A 16,909-nucleotide genomic window follows, 5' to 3' on the forward strand; every position below is an offset into this window, starting at 1 on the left:
GCGACGGCCGCGCCGAACCGTCGATGGCGGTGCCCGCGCTCGCCACGGCCGCGCGAAAGCACGGCGTCACCATCCATCAGGGCTGCGCGGCGCGCGGGCTGGAGACGACGGGCGGGAAGGTCAGCGCCGTCGTCACCGAGAAGGGCACCATCCGCACGCAATCCGTGCTGCTGTCGGGCGGCGCGTGGTCATCGCTGTTCTGCCGACGCCACGGCATCGAGCTGCCGATCGGCCTCGTCAACGCCACCGCGTGCCGGACCACGCCGGGTCCGGAGATCACCTCGGGGGCGCTCGGCACCGACTTCTACTGCATCCGCCGCCGTCTCGACGGCGGCTTCACGCTGGCGCTGCGCAACCGCGGCACGGTCGAGCTGTCGCCCGATCTGTTCCGTTATGCGCGCACATTCTGGCCGACTTATTTGCATCGCAAGAACGGGCTGAAGCTGTCGCTCGGCAAGTCCTTCCTCGACCAGATCATGCGCGGCACCAGCTGGAGTTTCGACAAGCCGTCGCCGTTCGAGACCGAGCGCGTGCGCGACCCCGCGCCCGACATGTCGCTGGTCAACGCCGCGCTGGCGTCGTTGATCAAGGCGAATCCGGAATTGAAGGACATCGAGATCGCGGAAGCCTGGGGCGGCACCATCGACTGCACGCCCGACACGATCCCGGTGATCTCGCCGGTCGATGCGCTGCCCGGCTTCTTCCTCGCCACCGGCTTCTCCGGCCACGGCTTTGGCATCGGCCCCGCCGCCGGCAAGCTCGCCGCCGACATCGTCACCGGCGCGACGCCGCTGGTCGATCCCGAGCCCTACAGCCACAGGCGCATGATCGACGGCCGGCGGCTCGCGCCGGTCAGTCCGTTCTGAGGGCCGCATGACGGTTCTCTACAAGGCCAACATGGTTCGCGGTGCCGAGTGGGCGCGCTTCTTCGCGGAGCGCGCGCCCGACGTCCCGTTCCGGCTCTGGCCTGACATCGGCGATCCCGGCGATGTGCGCTACCTCGTCGCGTGGGTGCCGCCGGACGACATCGCGACCACGTTCCCCAATCTCGAGCTGGTCTTCTCGGTCGGCGCCGGCGTCGATCAGTTCGACGCCACGAAAGTTCCGGCGCACATTCCGCTGGTCCGCATGTTGGAGCCCGGCATCACCGAGACCATGGTCGAATATGTCACCATGGCCGTGCTCGCCCTGCATCGCGACCTCCTGCACTTCATCGATCAGCAGAAGCAGCAGCTCTGGCGTGAGATCCGCATCACACCGGCGAAACGGCGGCGTGTCGGCGTCATGGGGCTCGGACAGCTCGGCCAAGCCGTGCTCGAACGCCTCAAGGCATTCGGATTCCCGCTATCCGGCTGGAACCGCTCGCCGCGTGAGATCGACGGCGTCACCAGTTATGCCGGTCCCGACGCGCTGCCGAAATTCCTCGGACAGAGCGACATCCTCATTTGCCTGCTGCCGCTGACCGATGAGACACGTGGCATCCTCAATGCCGATCTGTTCGCCCGACTGCCGCGCGGCGCATTACTCGTCAATGTCGGACGCGGTCCGCACCTCGTCGACGCCGATCTGCTCGCGGCCCTCGACAGCGGCGCGCTGTCGGGCGCGGTGCTCGATGTCACCGATCCCGAGCCGCTGCCTTCAGGCCATCCATTCTGGAGCCATCCGCGCATCCTGCTGACGCCGCACAATGCCGCCATGACGGCGCCGGATACCGCCGTCGATTTCGTGCTCGACGTCATCGCAAGGCATCGCCGCGGCGAGGAATTGCCGGGGCGTGTCGATCGCACGCGCGGATATTAGGATAGCTTGATGAGCATGGGCGCAACCAGACCTGATCAGATCGCTGCCGGGGCGCAGTCCCCCGTGCTGTCGGTCGCGGGCCTCACCACCTCCTTCATGCTCGAGCGACGATGGATTCCCGTCGTCCGCAGCGTCTCCTTCGACGTCGCTCCCCGTGAAACCGTTGCGATCGTCGGCGAGTCCGGTTCCGGCAAGAGCGTCACTGCGCTGTCGATCATGCGGCTCATTCCGAAGGAGATCGGCCGCGTCGAGGGACGTGTCATGCTCGCCGGTCGCGATCTGCTGGCGCTGCCCGAGAGCAGCATGACGGACATTCGCGGCAACGACGTCGCGATGATTTTCCAGGAGCCGATGACGTGCCTCAATCCGGTGCTCACCATCGGCTTCCAGATCGCGGAAGCGCTGATCCAGCATCGCGGCCTGTCGCGCGCGGCGGCGGAGGCCGAAACGGTGCGCCTGCTCGATCGTGTCCGTATCCCCGCGGCCAAGTCGCGCTTCCACGAGCATCCGCATCGCTTCTCCGGCGGCATGCGCCAGCGCGTGATGATCGCGATGGCGCTGGCCTGCAGGCCAAAACTCCTGATCGCGGACGAGCCGACCACCGCGCTCGACGTCACCATCCAGGCGCAGATCCTGGAGCTGCTGAAGGAGCTTCAGCAGGAGGAGGGGATGTCGGTTCTCTTCATCACCCACGACATGGGCGTGGTCGCCGAGATCGCGGACCGGACCGTGGTGATGTATGGCGGGCAGGCAGTGGAGACGGACGCGACCTCGCGCATCTTCGCAGCGCCCTCGCATCCGTACACGCGCGCACTGCTCGCGGCGGTGCCGCGCTTAGGTTCGATGGACGGCCGCGCGCGGCCGATGCGCTTTCCGATCGTCGACAAGGTGACGGGCACCTCGGACGAACCGGCAGAGACGCCCGACACGGTCTCGCCCGCCGAGCGCCCGCTGCTCGAAGTCGCCGGCCTCACCACGCGCTTTCCGATCCGCTCGGGTCTGTTCGGCAAGGTCTCGGGCCGGGTCCATGCGGTCGAGAACGTCTCCTTCACTCTGCGCGCCGGCGAGACGTTGGCGCTGGTCGGCGAGTCCGGTTGCGGCAAATCGACCACCGGCCGCTCCATCCTCAAGCTGACGGAGCCTGACAGCGGGACCGTCCTGATCGACGGCCAGGACGTGCTGGCGATGTCCGGCCGCACCTTGCGCGACGTTCGCAAGCAGATGCAGATCGTGTTTCAGGATCCGTTCGCAAGCCTCAACCCGCGCTTGTCGGTGGGCACGGCGGTCGCGGCGCCCTTGCTGGCCAACGGGCTCGCCTCGGCGTCGCAGGCCCGGGAGAAGGTCGCTGACCTCCTCGTCCGCGTCGGCCTGACCGCCGACATGGCCGCGCGTTTCCCGCACGAATTCTCCGGCGGCCAGCGCCAGCGCATCTGCATTGCCCGTGCGCTTGCATTGGGGCCGAAGCTCATCGTCGCGGACGAAGCGGTCTCCGCGCTCGACGTCTCGGTCAAGGCGCAGGTCGTCAACCTGATGCTCGACCTCCAGGCCAGCATGGGCCTTGCCTATCTCTTCATCTCCCACGACATCGCGGTGGTCGAGCGCATGAGCCACCGCGTCGCCGTGATGTATCTCGGCGAGATCGTCGAGACCGGCCCGCGCGCATCCGTGTTCGGCAATCCCCAGCATCCCTATACCAAGAAGCTGATGGCTGCCGTGCCGGTGCCCGATCCTGCACGCCGCGGCACGAAGCGCGAGGTTGCGAGCGACGAGATCAGAAGCCCGGTGCGCGCGCCGGATTACCTGCCGCCGCTGCGGCAATATCGCGAAGTGTCGCCCGGCCACGTCGTGCAGCTGTGGGGCGAGGAGTGGTCGGCTTAAGTCGACTCACGAATTGACGTGCACGAAATCCCGCAGCAGCGGATAGATCTCGTTGTTCCAGCGCTTGCCGGAGAACACGCCGTAATGGCCGACGCCGGCCTGCATGTGGTGGACGCGGCGATAGGCGCGCACGCCGGTGCACAGGTCTTGCGCGGCGAGCGTCTGGCCGATCGAGCAGATGTCGTCCTTCTCGCCTTCGACTGTCATCAGCCCCATGCGGCCGACGGCCTTGGTGTTCACGGGACGCCCGCGATGCATCAGCTTGCCTTGCGGCAGGAGATGCTCCTGGAACACGTCGCGCACGGTCTCGATGTAGAATTCGGCCGGAAGGTCCATCACGGCGAAATATTCGTCGTAGAAGGTCTTGATCGTCGCGGCCTTGTCCTTTTCGCCCTTGGCGATGTGGTTGGCGAGGTCCATGTGCTGCTTGATGTGGCGCTCGAGATTCATCGAGACGAAGGCGGTGAGCTGCACGAAGCCGGGATAGACCTTGCGCAGCGCGCCGCGGCACTGCATCGGCACGTAGTTGATCAGGTTCTGCTCGAACCATTCGATCGGCTTGCTCTTGGCGAACTCGTTGACCCTGGTCGGCTGGATCCGCGTGTCGATCGGCCCCGCCATCAGCGTCAGCGTGGCCGGGCGCGAGGGATGATTGTCCTCGCACATGATGGCGGCGGCCGCGAGCGCCGACACCGACGGCTGGCAGATCGCGACCATGTGCGGACGCGGGCCGAGCTGGCCCAGGAAGTCGATCAGATGCTCGGTATAGTCGTCGAGCCCGAAGCGGCCCTCGCTGCGGGGAATGTCGCGCGGGTTGTGCCAATCGGTGATGTAGACGTCGTGGTCCTGCAGCAGCGTCTGCACGGTGCCGCGCAACAGCGTCGCGAAATGGCCGGACATCGGCGCCACCAGCAGCATGCGCGGCTGCTCACCGACGCCGTCCTTCCTGAAATGCAGCAGCGAGCCGAACGGCGTCGCGTAGGCGATCTCCTCGGTCACGGCCACTTGCCGATTTCCCACCATGACGCTGTCGATGCCGTAGGCGGGACGGTGATAGGTGAGGGTGGAGCGCGAGATCAGCTCCAGCGCCGCCGAGAGCCGGCCGACCACCTGATCCGAGACGCCCTGGGGTACCAGATTGAGGAATTTGAGCGCTGACGAGGCCCCCGCGCGCCACGGCGCGGTCAGGTCCATTTGGTTCTGAAAAGCCTGATAATACATCGACATCATACTGGAATGCCCAACCCGCGTTGCCTGGGGCTATGCAATAACGACGCCAAACCTCGGCCGGACCGGCCGCAGAATTGGCACGTCGCTTGCTGTTCATCTCACCGCAAGCACAGCGCATGGCCGCGTCCGCGAGCCGGCGGAGGCGGGGATCAGGGAAGGGCCATATGGCAAAGGCGACACTGACCATCAGCAGCAAGAACTATTCGTCCTGGTCGCTCCGCGGCTGGCTGCTGGCCAAATTCTCCGGGCTCGATTTCGAGGAGATCGTCACCGCACCGGACGATGCGTCGGCGCGCGCGGAAATCCTCCTGCTGTCGTCCTCGATCCTGGTGCCGTGCCTGCGGCACGAAGGCGCAACCGTCTGGGACACGCTGGCGATCGCCGAATATCTCAACGAGGTGATGCCGTCGGCGGGCCTGCTGCCGGATGACCGCGTGCAGCGCGCCCATTGCCGCTCGATCTCGGGCGAAATCCATTCCGGCTTCACCACGCTGCGTGCCTCGCTGCCGGTGAATCTGAAGGGACACTTCCCCGGCTTCAAGATCTGGTCGCGGGCCCAGGCCGACATCGACCGCGTCTGGTTCATCTGGCGCGATTGCCTGGAGAAATCGGGCGGCCCCTTCCTGTTCGGCGACAAGCGCACCATGGCGGATGCGATGTACGCGCCGGTGGTGACGCGCTTCGTCACCTACGACGTCAAGCTGGAGCCGCTGCTGAAGGCCTATGCCGACACCATCATGGCGATGCCCGAGATGGCCGAATGGATCGCGGCGGCGCGCGAGGAGCCCGCCGAGATCGAGGAGCTCGAGGTCGAATATTAGGCAGGCCGGGCGCGGTCCTGCCTGTTTCGGGGGCGGCACAGGTCGCGGCGGCCCGCGAGAGCTATACCCTTGTCGGGATTAACCTTTGGCGCCCGCGAATGGTCGATGACGTTCGCCGGGCCGCACAGATATTGTACTCGCCCGCACAGCCTGAACGACATCTAGCCGTGAACAGGTGCGTACACGGCCGTTCGGCTGATTCGGGCGCGATTCGTTCGGGCCGCGTTCCGTTCGTTAAGGCCGAGCGCGACCCCGTTGCATTTTGGAACAGATGCAGGCGTCAGGCGGCCCCGCGCTGCCTCACGCGCGGCAGGCGCCAGCCGATGACGGTGGCTTCGACCGCGATGCCGGCCTCGTGGTTCTGCCAGCGTCCCTCGACATAGCGGCAGGCGAACGGCAGTTGATACGTTCCGCTGTGGTCCTCGCACAGCACTTCGAGCGCCAGGCCCGGCGGTGGTTCTCCGGCGCCGTCGAATTCCGCCAATCGTCTATCGCGCGTTGCCATTCCAGAAATCTCCCCTAAACAAAGCCGCGGAAAGAGCGCCCACTTCTTCCGCGTGCGGATCATCGTCCCCGTCCGAGGGAACGGATGCAAGCTCAACGCGAGAATGCGGTACGAGTGTGGTAGCCTCACCCGGCTGTGCGCAAACAGCGCACATTGCCGTGATCGATCGGACGAGGAACCCTTCATGCTGCTTCGAAACGCCGGCGTCTGTTTCGCGATATTGCTGCTCGCATCGCTGGCGCATGTGCCGGTGCACGCGCAGGACGTGCCCGGCATCGAGATCTGCACGGTCGAGAAGACCATGGAGCGGCGCACCTCCTGCCTGCAGAGCAATGTCGACTTCCTGCAGAAGACGATCACCAAGCTCAACCTCGATCACCAGCAGAAGCTGGATGCGGCGGGCCGCCAGATCGACGCGCTGAAGACGAGTGTGGCCGGCTTGCAGAAGACGCTTCTCGATCTCCAGGCTGCGCAAGCAAAGACAGCCGAGGATCTGAAGAAGAAGCAGGACGCGCCGCCGGCCAAGGACGCTGCGAAATAGCCGCGGTCACGTCACGCGATATCGCTCCATCACGCCGCGATCGGGCTCAAAGCCGAGCCCGGGTCCCGAGGGCACCGCGACATGGCCGGTGGCATCCGCGTCGGCGCGGCCGCCCCAGAGACATGCCTCGCGTTTCAGATAGAACATTTCGACCAGCCCATCATCGCGCGTCGCGAGGAGATGCAGCGTGGCCAAGAGGCCCGGACCGAAATAGGGCGAGTGCGGCACGATCTTGACGCCGCGCTGATCGGCCAGCGCCGCGACCTTCAAGAACTCCGTGATGCCGCCGACCTTGATCACCGACGGCTGGGCGTGGCTCACCGCGCCCGCCTCCATCATCTGGCGGAATTGAACCTCCGTGCAGGCATTCTCGCCGGCGGCAACGCCGAGCCCACCCTTGCTGCGGACCTCGGCCAGCGCGGCAAAGTCTTCCGGCGGCCACACCGGCTCCTCCAGAAACATCGGCCGCGCGTCGCGGCACGTCGCCGCGAATGCGATCGCCTGCTCGGCCGTGAGCGGGCAGTTCATGTCGACCATCAGCGGAATGCCGGGCCCGATCGCCTCGCGCGCGGCGAACACCGCCGGCGCCGTGGTCTCGTGCAGCTTGATCGCGCCGTAACCGAGCGCCAGCGCCTTCCGGCATTCGCTGGCGATGTTTTCGGGCGAGCCGATCCGCAGCAGGCTCGCGTAAGCCGGAATGGCCGTGCGCCTGGTTTCGCCGAGCAGGCGATGCACCGGCACGCCCTGGATCTTCGCAGCAAGGTCCCACAGCGCGATGTCGAGCCCGGAGATCGCGAACATGGTGATGCCGTAGCGGCCGAACAGATGCAAATTGCGCTGGATCTGCTCCATGACGGCGGGAATGCCGGCTGCATCGGGTACCTTCAGCCCGCGGGCCTGCGGTGCGATCATCTCCTCGACGGCGCTGCGCGTGGTGCGCGGGCAGACGTAAGCGAAAGCATCGCCCCAGCCGGTCAGCCCGGCATCGGTCGTGACCTCGACCAGCACCATGTCGAGAGCCGTGATCGCGGAGGCGCCCTGGCGAAAGCTCGCGACACCGGCATCATAGGGGATGCGGATCTGGTGCGCCCGCACATCGGTGATTTCCATGACCCGGTTCCCCTTTCTCGTGAGCGGTTCTGGCGAGTGTAGCTGCGAATGCCGGGGCGTTGCCAGTGGCCATTGGCGGACTATCCTCCCTGTGCCGACCAGCAATGCCGATCAAGCGACGCGGCCGCATGCCGCGCATCATGACCGCGCTTCGTACGAGGACGCCCGCCATGAACCCAGCGCAGCGCGCGCTCTGGTATATCGAGAGCCATCTGGCCGAGCCGATGACGCTCGACGAGATCGCTGCGGTCTCGGGCGTGTCGCGGTTCCACATCGTGCGTGCGTTTGCCGCAGCCACGGGTCTGCCAGTGATCCGTTACGTACGCGCCCGCCGGTTGACGGAGGCCGCGCGCAATCTGGCGAATGGCGCGCCCGACATCCTGCGCGTCGCACTGGAGGCGGATTACGGCTCGCACGAAGCCTTCACCCGCGCGTTCCGCGACCAGTTCGGCACCACGCCCGAAGCCGTCAGGGCCGCGTCATGCGCCAGCCAGCTCAAGCTCCAGGAGCCCATCCTCATGGATTCCACCATGCTCGACCATCTCGCCCCGCCGCGTTTCGAAACAGCCAAGGCCTTTCTCGTCGCCGGTCCCGCCGAGCGTATCTCCTGCGACAACGGCGCCATGATCCCGGGCCTGTGGCAGCGCTTCCATCAGGAGGTCGCCGACATTCCCGCAAGGGTCGGTCACGTCGCCTACGGCGTCTGCTGCAACGGCGACGATGCCGGCAATTTCGACTACATCGCCGGCGTCGAGGTCGCCGATTTCTCTGACCTGCCGCGCCGCTTCGGTCGCATCCGCATTCCCGAGCAGCGCTATGCGGTGTTCGCCCACACCGATCACGTCGCCTCGATCCGCCGCACCGTCAACACCATCTGGAATCAGTGGTTGCCGGCATCCGGTCTTGCGGCCGCGGACGCGCCGAGCTTCGAGCGCTACGGCGAGGCCTTCGATCCCGCAACCGGCAATGGTGGCTTCGAGATCTGGGTGCCGGTGCGGGAGTAGACCTTCCGCAACGCTGGCATACCGTCTCGCTTGCTTGGCAAGCCCGGGTGACTTTGTCATAACCGCAGGCAAATCTTGCGTGTGGGGCCGTGCCGGACATCCCGTGCAAGTCATAACAAGCAGCCGGGAGGGTCTCACATGTCCAACGTCCGCGTTCTCGCCACCGACCTCGAATTTCCCGAAGGGCCGGTCGTGATGCCGGATGGCTCGGTGGTGCTGGTGGAGATCCGCGGCCAGCGCCTGACGCGCGTCTACCCCGACGGCCGCAAGGAGATCGTCGCGAAAATTCCGGGCGGCCCGAATGGCGCCGCGCTCGGCCCCGACGGCAAGATCTACATCTGCAACAATGGCGGCTTCTCCTGGATCCCGACCCGCAACATGATCATGCCGGGCCCGCAGCCCGATGATTATCTCGGCGGCTCGATCCAGCGCGTCGACCTGCAGAGCGGCAAGGTCGAGACCTTGGTCAGCAAGTGCGGCGAGCACGATCTGCGCGGGCCGAACGATCTGGTGTTCGACAAGCAGGGCGGTCTGTGGTTCTCCGATCTCGGCAAGCGCCGCGCGCGAGAGATGGACGTCGGCGGCATGTACTACCTCAAGCCCGGCATGAGCGAGCTCGTCGAGATCGTGCACGGTATCCTGCCGGCCAACGGCATCGGCCTGTCGCCGGATGAGAATACCGTCTACATCGCGGAGACGCCGACCGGCCGGCTCTGGGCCTACGAGCTCTCGGCGCCCGGCACGCTGAAGCCGCGCGACGTCATCTATCGCGGCGAGCGGGGCAAGCCGATCTGCGGCCTCGGCGGCTATCAGATGTTCGACTCGCTCGCGGTGGAAGCCGGCGGCAATGTCTGCGTCGCCACGCTCGTTTCGGGGTGCATCTCGGTGATCGCGCCCGACGGCACTCTGGTCGAGCAGGTCCCGACCGGCGACCGCGTCACCACCAACATCGCCTTCGGCGGTCCCGAGCTGAAGACGGCCTACATCACGCTGTCAGGCAAGGGCGAACTGGTCGCCATGGACTGGCCCCGCGGCGGTTTGCCACTCAATTTCCTAAACAAGTAAACGGTGCTAGTGACCGTCATTGCGAGCGAAGCGAAGCAATCCAGGAATGCCTCCGCGGTAGCAGTCCGGATTGCGTCGTCGGTTCGCTCTTTGCACTGACGTAAGGAGAGACTTCAATGCCCTGGCCTGATCCCGTCACCCTGCGTGGACAGCACGCCCGTCTCGAGCCGCTGTCGAAGGAGCACCGCGAGGGGCTGGTGGAGGCCGTGAAGGACGGCGATCTCTACACGATCTGGTACACCGCGATCCCGACGCCGGAGAATGTCGCCAAGGAGATCGACCGCCGCCTCGGCCTGCAGGCCGCGGGCTCGATGCTGCCGTTCACCGTGTTCGACGCCGGCGGCAAGATCGTGGGGCAGACCACCTACATGAACATCGATGCCGCCAACCGCCGCGTCGAGATCGGTTCGACCTGGTACGGCAAGAGCGCGCAGCGCGGGCCGCTCAACACCCAGTGCAAGCTGCTGCTCTTGACCCACGCCTTCGAGACGCTGAATTGCATCGCGGTCGAATTCCGCACGCATTTCTTCAACCACCAGAGCCGCCGCGCCATCGAGCGTCTCGGCGCCAAGCAGGACGGTATCTTGCGCAGCCACCAGGTCGCGCCGAACGGCACGCTGCGTGACACCGTGGTCTACAGCATCATTGCGGCCGAATGGCCGACGGTGCAGGCGCATTTGAATTATCAACTCAACGACAAGCCGCGCTAGGAGCGGCCGAGGCACCATGGACAGATTTGATTATGTGATCATCGGCGCCGGCTCTGCCGGTTGCGTGCTCACCAGCCGGCTCAGCGAAGACCCGAACGTCAGCGTCTGCGTGCTGGAAGCCGGCCCGTCCGACTGGCATCCCTACATCCATCTGCCGGCGGGGTTCATCAAGACCTTCCACATGAAGAGCATCAACTGGGCCTACCAGCAGGAGCCGGGGCCCTGGACCGGCGGGCGCAGCATCTACGCGCCGCGCGGCAAGACGCTCGGCGGCTCGTCCTCGATCAACGGCCACATCTATAATCGCGGCCAGCGCATGGATTTCGACACCTGGGCGCAGATGGGCAATCGCGGCTGGGGCTATGCCGACGTGCTGCCTTACTTCAAGCGGCTGGAGAAGCGGGTCGGCGAGGGCGACAACACGTTCCGCGGTCGCGACGGCAAGCTTACCGTCACCACGATGGACTGGCGCGATCCGCTCTGCGAAGCCTTCATGGAAGGCGCGGTCTCGCTCGGCATTCCCCGCAACCCTGACTACAACGGCGCCATACAGGAAGGCGTATCCTACTGCCAGCGCACCATCGACAAGGGCCTGCGCGTTTCCGGTTCGACCGCGTTCCTCAAGCCCGCGATGAAGCGGCCGAACGTGCATGTGCACACCCATGCGCACGCGACCGAGATCATCTTCGACGGCAAGCGCGCTGTCGGCGTGCGCTACACCAAGGGCGGCCGCGGCGGCACGCCGGTGGAGGTGCGCGCCAACAAGGAAGTGATCCTGTCGGGCGGCACCTATAATTCGCCGCAGCTGTTGCAGCTCTCCGGCATCGGCTCGCCGGACCTGCTGCAGCAACACGGCATCGCCGTGCGTCATGCGCTGCCGGTCGGCGAAGGCCTGCAGGACCATTACGCTCCGCGCACCGTGGCGCGGGTCAAGGACATCAAGACCATCAACGAGCTTCGCCGCGGCGTCTCGCTGTGGATCGAGGCGTTGAAATGGGCGACCCAGCGCAAGGGGCTGCTCTCGCTGTCGCCGACCATGGTCTATTGCTTCTGGCACTCCGGCGAGAGCGCGGATAGCTCGGACCTGCAACTCACCTTCACGCCAGCGAGCTACAAGGAAGGCGTGCAGGGCCAGCTCGAGGACGAGCCCGGCATGACGGTGGCGTCCTGGCAGCAGCGCCCGGAGAGCCGCGGCTATGTCCGCATCCGCTCCAATGATCCGTTCGCGCCGCCGATCATCCAGACCAACTATCTCGACGCCGAACTCGACCGCCGCGTCATCGTCGGCGGCATGAAGCTCGCGCGCAGGCTTCTCAAGTCCGCGCCGCTGTCGCCCTATTACGCCTACGAGGATTTCCCCGGCCCCAACATCAATACCGACGACGAATTCCTGGCGGCAGCCACCGAGCGCGGCACCACCACCTTCCACCCCGGCTGCACCTGCCGCATGGGCCCGGCGGATTCGAGCTGGGCGGTCGTCGACGATCAGCTCCGCGTCCATGGCCTCGAAGGCCTGCGCGTCATCGATGCCTCCGTGATGCCGCGCATGATCTCGGCGAATTTGAATGCGTCGACTATGATGATCGCCGACCGCGCCTCGGATCTCATCCGCGGCAAGGCGCCGATGGAAGCCGCAAGGATTCCGGACACAGCGGTGGTGTAGGGTGGTCTCGTGCCCCGGACGCAGCGCAGCGCCTCTTCGGCGGTGCGCTGCAGAGCCGGGGCCCATCTTTCCACGATCTCCACGTGATGTCTGGGTCCCGGCTCTGCGCAGCAGCGTTACACGCTGCAGCGCGTCCGGGACACGAGCCTCACACTTCCCGTCGGCTCAGAAACGCCAGCCGCTCGAACAGGTGCACGTCCTGCTCGTTCTTGAGCAGCGCGCCGTGCAGCGGCGGGATCAGCTTGCGCGGGTCGCGTTCGCGCAACTGCTCGACGCTCATGTCCTCGTTGAGCAGCAGCTTGAGCCAGTCCAAGAGCTCCGAGGTCGACGGCTTCTTCTTCAGGCCGGGCACCTCGCGCACCTCGAAGAAGATGCGCAGCGCCTCTTCCACCAGGCGCTTCTTGATGCCGGGGAAGTGGACGTCGACGATGCGGCCCATCGTATCGGCGTCGGGGAACTTGATGTAGTGGAAGAAGCAGCGGCGCAGGAAGGCGTCCGGCAGCTCCTTCTCGTTGTTGGAGGTGATCATCATGATCGGGCGCTGCTTGGCCTTGATCGTCTCGCCGGTCTCGTAGACATGGAATTCCATGCGGTCGAGCTCGAGCAGGAGGTCGTTCGGGAATTCGATGTCGGCCTTGTCGATCTCGTCGATCAGCAGCACCGGGCGCTGCTCGGCGGTGAAGGCTTCCCACAGCTTGCCGCGCTTGATGTAGTTCTTGATGTCGGACACCCGGCTGTCGCCGAGCTGGCTGTCGCGCAGGCGCGACACCGCGTCGTATTCGTAGAGGCCCTGCTGCGCCTTTGTGGTGGACTTGATGTGCCAGGTGAGCAGCGGTGCATTCAGCGCCTTCGCCACTTCCTCCGCCAGCACCGTCTTGCCGGTGCCGGGCTCGCCCTTGATGAGCAGCGGACGCTCGAGCACGATCGAAGCATTGACGGCGACCTTGAGATCGTCGGTCGCAACATAGTCCTTGGTGCCGGTAAATTTCATTGCGTGTCCTTGGGTCATCGTCGGCAGGAGGCGCTCGCCCCCGTCGCGACAAGCGAACGGCCGCTCGCGGCGGCCGTTCCTGGTTCGGTCAGGCTTTCAGACCCGTTTTATCAGCGAAAGGATGACCAGCACAATCACCGCGCCGATGGTGGCGTCGACGATGGCGCCGAAGGTGCCCGTTGCCAGCTGGATGTGCAGCTGGGGCAACACCCAGCTTGCCACCAGCGCGCCGATGATGCCGACGACGATGTTGCCGATCAGTCCAAATCCCGCCCCGTGGACAATCTTGCCCGCGAGCCAGCCCGCGATCGCGCCGATGATGAGCGCTGCGACAATTCCCATTGCATACGTCCCCAAAACAACCCGTGAGGGCGCCAATTCTAGAGCAAAAAGCACCCGGGTCCAGCGTTGAGCGGCAGCCTCCGCCCCTTGACGTTCGCCCCCCGACGGGCAATCTGTCACCCATGTTCCTGCAATTCTTCACCTCTCTGCGCGATGCGCAGGTCCCCGTGACGCTGCGCGAATACCTCACGCTGGTGGAGGCGCTCGACGCCGACCTTGCGGACTATTCGGTCGAGAATTTCTACTACCTGTCGCGCACCGCGCTGGTGAAGGACGAGCGCAACCTCGACAAGTTCGACCGCGTCTTCGGCACGGTGTTCAAGGGGCTGGAAAACCTGCTCGACGCCATGGAGAAGGCGGAGATTCCCGAGGAGTGGCTGAAGAAGCTCGCCGAAAAGTATCTCACCGAAGAAGAGAAGAAGCAGATCGAGGCCATGGGCTGGGACAAGCTCATGGAGACCTTGAAGAAGCGCCTCGAGGAGCAGAAGGGCCGGCACCAGGGCGGCTCGAAGTGGATCGGCACCGCCGGCACTTCGCCGTTCGGCGCCCACGGCTACAACCCTGAAGGCGTGCGTATCGGCCAGGAGAAGAACCGCAACAACCGTGCCGTGAAGGTGTGGGACAAGCGCGAGTTCAAGGATCTCGACGGTAATGTCGAGCTCGGCATCCGCAACATCAAGGTGGCGCTGCGCCGCCTGCGCAAGTTCGCCCGCACCGGCGCGCCGGACGAGCTCGATCTCGACACCACCATCCGCGAGACCGCCAATCACGGCTATCTCGACGTGCACATGCGCCCCGAGCGGCGCAACGCGGTGAAGCTGCTCGTGTTCTTCGACATCGGCGGCTCCATGGACATGCATATCGAGCAGGTCGAGGAGCTGTTCTCGGCGGCGAAGAGCGAGTTCAAGCACATGGAGTATTTCTACTTCCACAACTGCCTCTATGAAGGCGTGTGGAAGCAGAACAAGCGCCGCTTCACCGACCGTACCCCGACCTGGGACGTGCTGCATAAATATCCGCACGACTACAAGGTCGTGTTCGTCGGCGACGCCTCGATGTCGCCTTACGAGATCATGGTGCCCGGCGGCTCGGTCGAGCACGTCAACGAGGAGCCCGGCTCGATCTGGCTCGACCGCATCATCCGCACCTATCCGCACGCGGTGTGGCTGAACCCGGTCGCGCAGAAGCACTGGGACTATTCGGAATCCACCACCATCATCAAGCGCATCTTCGCCAACCGGATGTACCCGATCACGATCGAGGGTCTGGAAGGCGCGATGAAGGAATTGACGCACTGATGCATGAGTGAGCCCGGCTCGATCGGCAACGGGACTGCGCTCCCTCCCCCGCCTGCGGGGGAGGGTTGGGGAGAGGGTTCTCTCCGCGAGCCACGTTCCCCAAGTTGAGAGAGCCCTCACCCGCGTAGCTTCGCTCCGCGACCTCTCCCGCAAGCGGGAGAGGTGACCTCCACCTCCGGCAGTTCGCTCGGAACGGCGACGTAACAAGAGGGAAGACCTAATGCCCCAAAACATCACCCGCGGCATCAAGGCGCTGATCGACGAGGCCAATGCCGAGATCGAGACGCTCACCGCGAAGGACGCCATCGAGATCTCCAAAAACGGCGATGTCGTCATCGTCGATATCAGAGACCCCCGCGAGATCGAGCGCGACGGACGCATTCCCGGCGCGTTCGCCTGCACTCGCGGCATGCTGGAATTCTGGATCGATCCGCAGAGCCCCTACGCCAAGCCGATCTTCCAGGAGGACAAGAAGTTCGTCTTCCACTGCGCCGGGGGCTTACGCTCCGCGCTCGCCGCCAAGACCGCGCAGGACATGGGCCTCAAGCCCGTCGCCCACATCGCCGGCGGCTACGCCGCCTGGCGCGATGCCGGGGGGCCGACGGAGACATGGGAGCCGAAGAAGAAGGGGTAACTTGTCACACGCGGGCTTGACCCGCGTGTCCATCATTTCAAGAAGGATGGATTGCCGGGGCAAGCCCGGCAATGACGACTGGAGAGTACAGACGCATGACAGCCACCGATCCCCTCGTTTCCACCGAATGGCTCGCCTCCCACATCAACGACGGCAACGTCAGGGTGCTCGATGCCAGCTTCAAGCTGCCGGGCGTGCTGCCGCTGCCGAAGGACGATTACCTCGCCGCGCATCTGCCGGGCGCCGTGTTCTTCGACGTCGATGCGGTGTCGGATCATTCGAACCCGCTGCCGCACATGTATCCGAGCGCCGAGCAGTTCGGCCGTGACATCGGTGGTCTCGGCATCTCCAACGCCGACACCGTCGTGCTCTACGATGCCGGCGGCTGGGTCGCGGCGCCGCGCGCGTGGTGGATGTTCCTGGCCTTCGGCCACGACAACGTGCGCATCCTCAATGGCGGCCTGAAGAAGTGGCGCGCCGAGGGGCGTCCGGTGGAGAGCGGCGAGGTGAAGCCGAAGCCGGCGACGTTCAAGGCGAGCTACGACGCGAAGCGCGTGCGCAGCATGCAGCAGCTCATTGCCAACGTCGAAAGCCGGAAGGAGCAGGTGATTGACGCTCGCGCCGCCGACCGCTTCGAGGGCCGCGCCCCCGAGCCGCGCGCAGGCATCCGCTCCGGCCACATCCCCGGCGCCCGCAACGTGCCCTACAATCAGCTGTTCGATGCCGCGACCGGCGAGATGAAGCCGCTCGATGATCTCCGCGCCGCCTTCACCAAGGCCGGCGTCAAGCTCGATGCACCGATCGTGACCAGCTGCGGCTCGGGCGTGTCGGCCGGCGTGCTGACGCTCGCGCTGTATCGCTTAGGTGTCACCGACACCGCGCTCTATGACGGCTCGTGGTCGGAATGGGGGCAGGAGGACGGTCCGGCCATCGCGACCGGGCCGGCGTAAGTCACTGCCTCGTGCGGGTGGTCGTCGTCGCAAACGTCTGCGGCTGACCGAACGGATCGAGCTGCTGCTGCAATTGCTGAGGCGGCGGACGCCGCACCACGCGGTGCCGTTTCCTGGCCTTCGCCTTGCGCTTGGTCGCCTTGTCGTCGGGCTTGCTCTCGACCTTGGCCTTCGCCGGCGGATCCTTCACGGCCGTCGTCGCCGGCGCGTTCAGCGCGGCCAGCCTGGTCGCGGCGATCTCGATCGCCGAGGAGGCGAGGGCTGCACTGTCCGTTGGCGCCGGCTCGCCGGCGGTTGCGACTGCGGCAGGCCCGAGGTCAGGCTTGAGGTCAGGATTGGCTTCGGGAATTGAGGCCGTGGTGTCGGC

General features: G+C 65.6%; 17 protein-coding genes and 1 pseudogene. 12 read left to right on the forward strand and 6 right to left on the reverse strand.

The features are described 5' to 3' along the window. The 3 genes from SE92_RS30410 to SE92_RS30420 all read left to right on the forward strand — a co-directional run. On the forward strand, positions 1–866 hold an 866-nt coding region (locus tag SE92_RS30410), incomplete at its 5' end, for an NAD(P)/FAD-dependent oxidoreductase (protein WP_157095985.1). 7 nt (positions 867–873) lie between these two features. Beyond that, a complete protein-coding gene (locus SE92_RS30415) occupies positions 874–1,800 on the forward strand; it encodes a 2-hydroxyacid dehydrogenase (protein ID WP_063201859.1) in 927 nt (308 codons plus the stop codon). Positions 1,801–1,809: 9 nt separating this feature from the next. Next, positions 1,810–3,678: an ABC transporter ATP-binding protein gene (locus tag SE92_RS30420; protein WP_157095750.1), complete on the forward strand. Its 1,869-nt coding sequence runs from the start codon at positions 1,810–1,812 to the stop codon at positions 3,676–3,678. Positions 3,679–3,684: 6 nt separating this feature from the next. Here SE92_RS30420 and SE92_RS30425 read toward each other — a convergent pair whose 3' ends face one another. Beyond that, complete coding sequence (locus SE92_RS30425) at positions 3,685–4,908, reverse strand: polyhydroxyalkanoate depolymerase (protein ID WP_157095751.1); 1,224 nt, start codon at positions 4,906–4,908, stop codon at positions 3,685–3,687. A gap of 164 nt (positions 4,909–5,072) precedes the next feature. Between SE92_RS30425 and SE92_RS30430 the strand changes: the two genes are divergently transcribed. Then, complete coding sequence (locus SE92_RS30430; RefSeq protein ID WP_063201865.1) at positions 5,073–5,729, forward strand: glutathione S-transferase family protein; 657 nt, start codon at positions 5,073–5,075, stop codon at positions 5,727–5,729. Positions 5,730–6,009: 280 nt separating this feature from the next. Here the strand turns inward: SE92_RS30430 and SE92_RS30435 are convergent, their stop codons facing one another. Then, positions 6,010–6,234 carry a hypothetical protein gene (locus SE92_RS30435; RefSeq protein ID WP_018318578.1) on the reverse strand — a complete coding sequence of 75 codons (225 nt, stop codon included), beginning with the start codon at positions 6,232–6,234 and terminating at the stop codon, positions 6,010–6,012. A gap of 184 nt (positions 6,235–6,418) precedes the next feature. Here SE92_RS30435 and SE92_RS30440 point away from each other — a divergent pair, with 184 nt between their 5' ends. After that, positions 6,419–6,775, forward strand: coding sequence for a hypothetical protein (locus SE92_RS30440; protein WP_063201868.1), 357 nt, complete (start codon positions 6,419–6,421; stop codon positions 6,773–6,775). Between the two features lie 6 nt (positions 6,776–6,781). Here the strand turns inward: SE92_RS30440 and SE92_RS30445 are convergent, their stop codons facing one another. Further along, positions 6,782–7,885, reverse strand: coding sequence for a mandelate racemase/muconate lactonizing enzyme family protein (locus SE92_RS30445; protein WP_063201872.1), 1,104 nt, complete (start codon positions 7,883–7,885; stop codon positions 6,782–6,784). Between the two features lie 170 nt (positions 7,886–8,055). On the opposite strand from SE92_RS30445, the gene SE92_RS30450 reads away from it, so the two are divergent. From SE92_RS30450 to SE92_RS30465, 4 genes are all read left to right on the forward strand, one after another. Further along, positions 8,056–8,889 carry an AraC family transcriptional regulator gene (locus SE92_RS30450; RefSeq protein WP_063203848.1) on the forward strand — a complete coding sequence of 278 codons (834 nt, stop codon included), beginning with the start codon at positions 8,056–8,058 and terminating at the stop codon, positions 8,887–8,889. A 138-nt stretch (positions 8,890–9,027) separates the two neighbouring features. Continuing rightward, positions 9,028–9,954 carry an SMP-30/gluconolactonase/LRE family protein gene (locus SE92_RS30455; protein WP_063201874.1) on the forward strand — a complete coding sequence of 309 codons (927 nt, stop codon included), beginning with the start codon at positions 9,028–9,030 and terminating at the stop codon, positions 9,952–9,954. A 116-nt stretch (positions 9,955–10,070) separates the two neighbouring features. After that, positions 10,071–10,664: a GNAT family N-acetyltransferase gene (locus SE92_RS30460; protein WP_063201877.1), complete on the forward strand. Its 594-nt coding sequence runs from the start codon at positions 10,071–10,073 to the stop codon at positions 10,662–10,664. Between the two features lie 16 nt (positions 10,665–10,680). Beyond that, positions 10,681–12,327, forward strand: a complete 1,647-nt coding sequence (locus SE92_RS30465) for a GMC family oxidoreductase (protein ID WP_063201881.1) — start codon at positions 10,681–10,683, stop codon at positions 12,325–12,327. A gap of 148 nt (positions 12,328–12,475) precedes the next feature. Here SE92_RS30465 and SE92_RS30470 read toward each other — a convergent pair whose 3' ends face one another. Both SE92_RS30470 and SE92_RS30475 read right to left on the reverse strand, forming a co-directional pair. Continuing rightward, entirely contained in the window at positions 12,476–13,318 is an 843-nt protein-coding gene (locus tag SE92_RS30470) for an AAA family ATPase (RefSeq protein ID WP_063201884.1), read from the reverse strand. Between the two features lie 96 nt (positions 13,319–13,414). Beyond that, positions 13,415–13,660 (reverse strand): GlsB/YeaQ/YmgE family stress response membrane protein, encoded by a 246-nt coding sequence (locus SE92_RS30475; RefSeq protein ID WP_063201887.1) that lies wholly within the window; start codon positions 13,658–13,660, stop codon positions 13,415–13,417. A 122-nt stretch (positions 13,661–13,782) separates the two neighbouring features. Here SE92_RS30475 and SE92_RS30480 point away from each other — a divergent pair, with 122 nt between their 5' ends. From SE92_RS30480 to sseA, 3 genes are all read left to right on the forward strand, one after another. Next, positions 13,783–14,958: a vWA domain-containing protein gene (locus SE92_RS30480; protein ID WP_063201890.1), complete on the forward strand. Its 1,176-nt coding sequence runs from the start codon at positions 13,783–13,785 to the stop codon at positions 14,956–14,958. A gap of 220 nt (positions 14,959–15,178) precedes the next feature. Beyond that, positions 15,179–15,592 (forward strand): rhodanese-like domain-containing protein, encoded by a 414-nt coding sequence (locus tag SE92_RS30485; protein WP_063201893.1) that lies wholly within the window; start codon positions 15,179–15,181, stop codon positions 15,590–15,592. 95 nt (positions 15,593–15,687) lie between these two features. Then, positions 15,688–16,542: a 3-mercaptopyruvate sulfurtransferase gene (sseA, locus tag SE92_RS30490; RefSeq protein ID WP_063201895.1), complete on the forward strand. Its 855-nt coding sequence runs from the start codon at positions 15,688–15,690 to the stop codon at positions 16,540–16,542. A gap of 1 nt (position 16,543) precedes the next feature. Here the strand turns inward: sseA and SE92_RS30495 are convergent. Next, positions 16,544–16,909 (reverse strand): annotated as a pseudogene (locus SE92_RS30495) (hypothetical protein); the annotation flags it as partial.

Source organism: Bradyrhizobium sp. AT1, assembly GCF_001590795.1.
Lineage (GTDB): Bacteria > Pseudomonadota > Alphaproteobacteria > Rhizobiales > Xanthobacteraceae > Bradyrhizobium.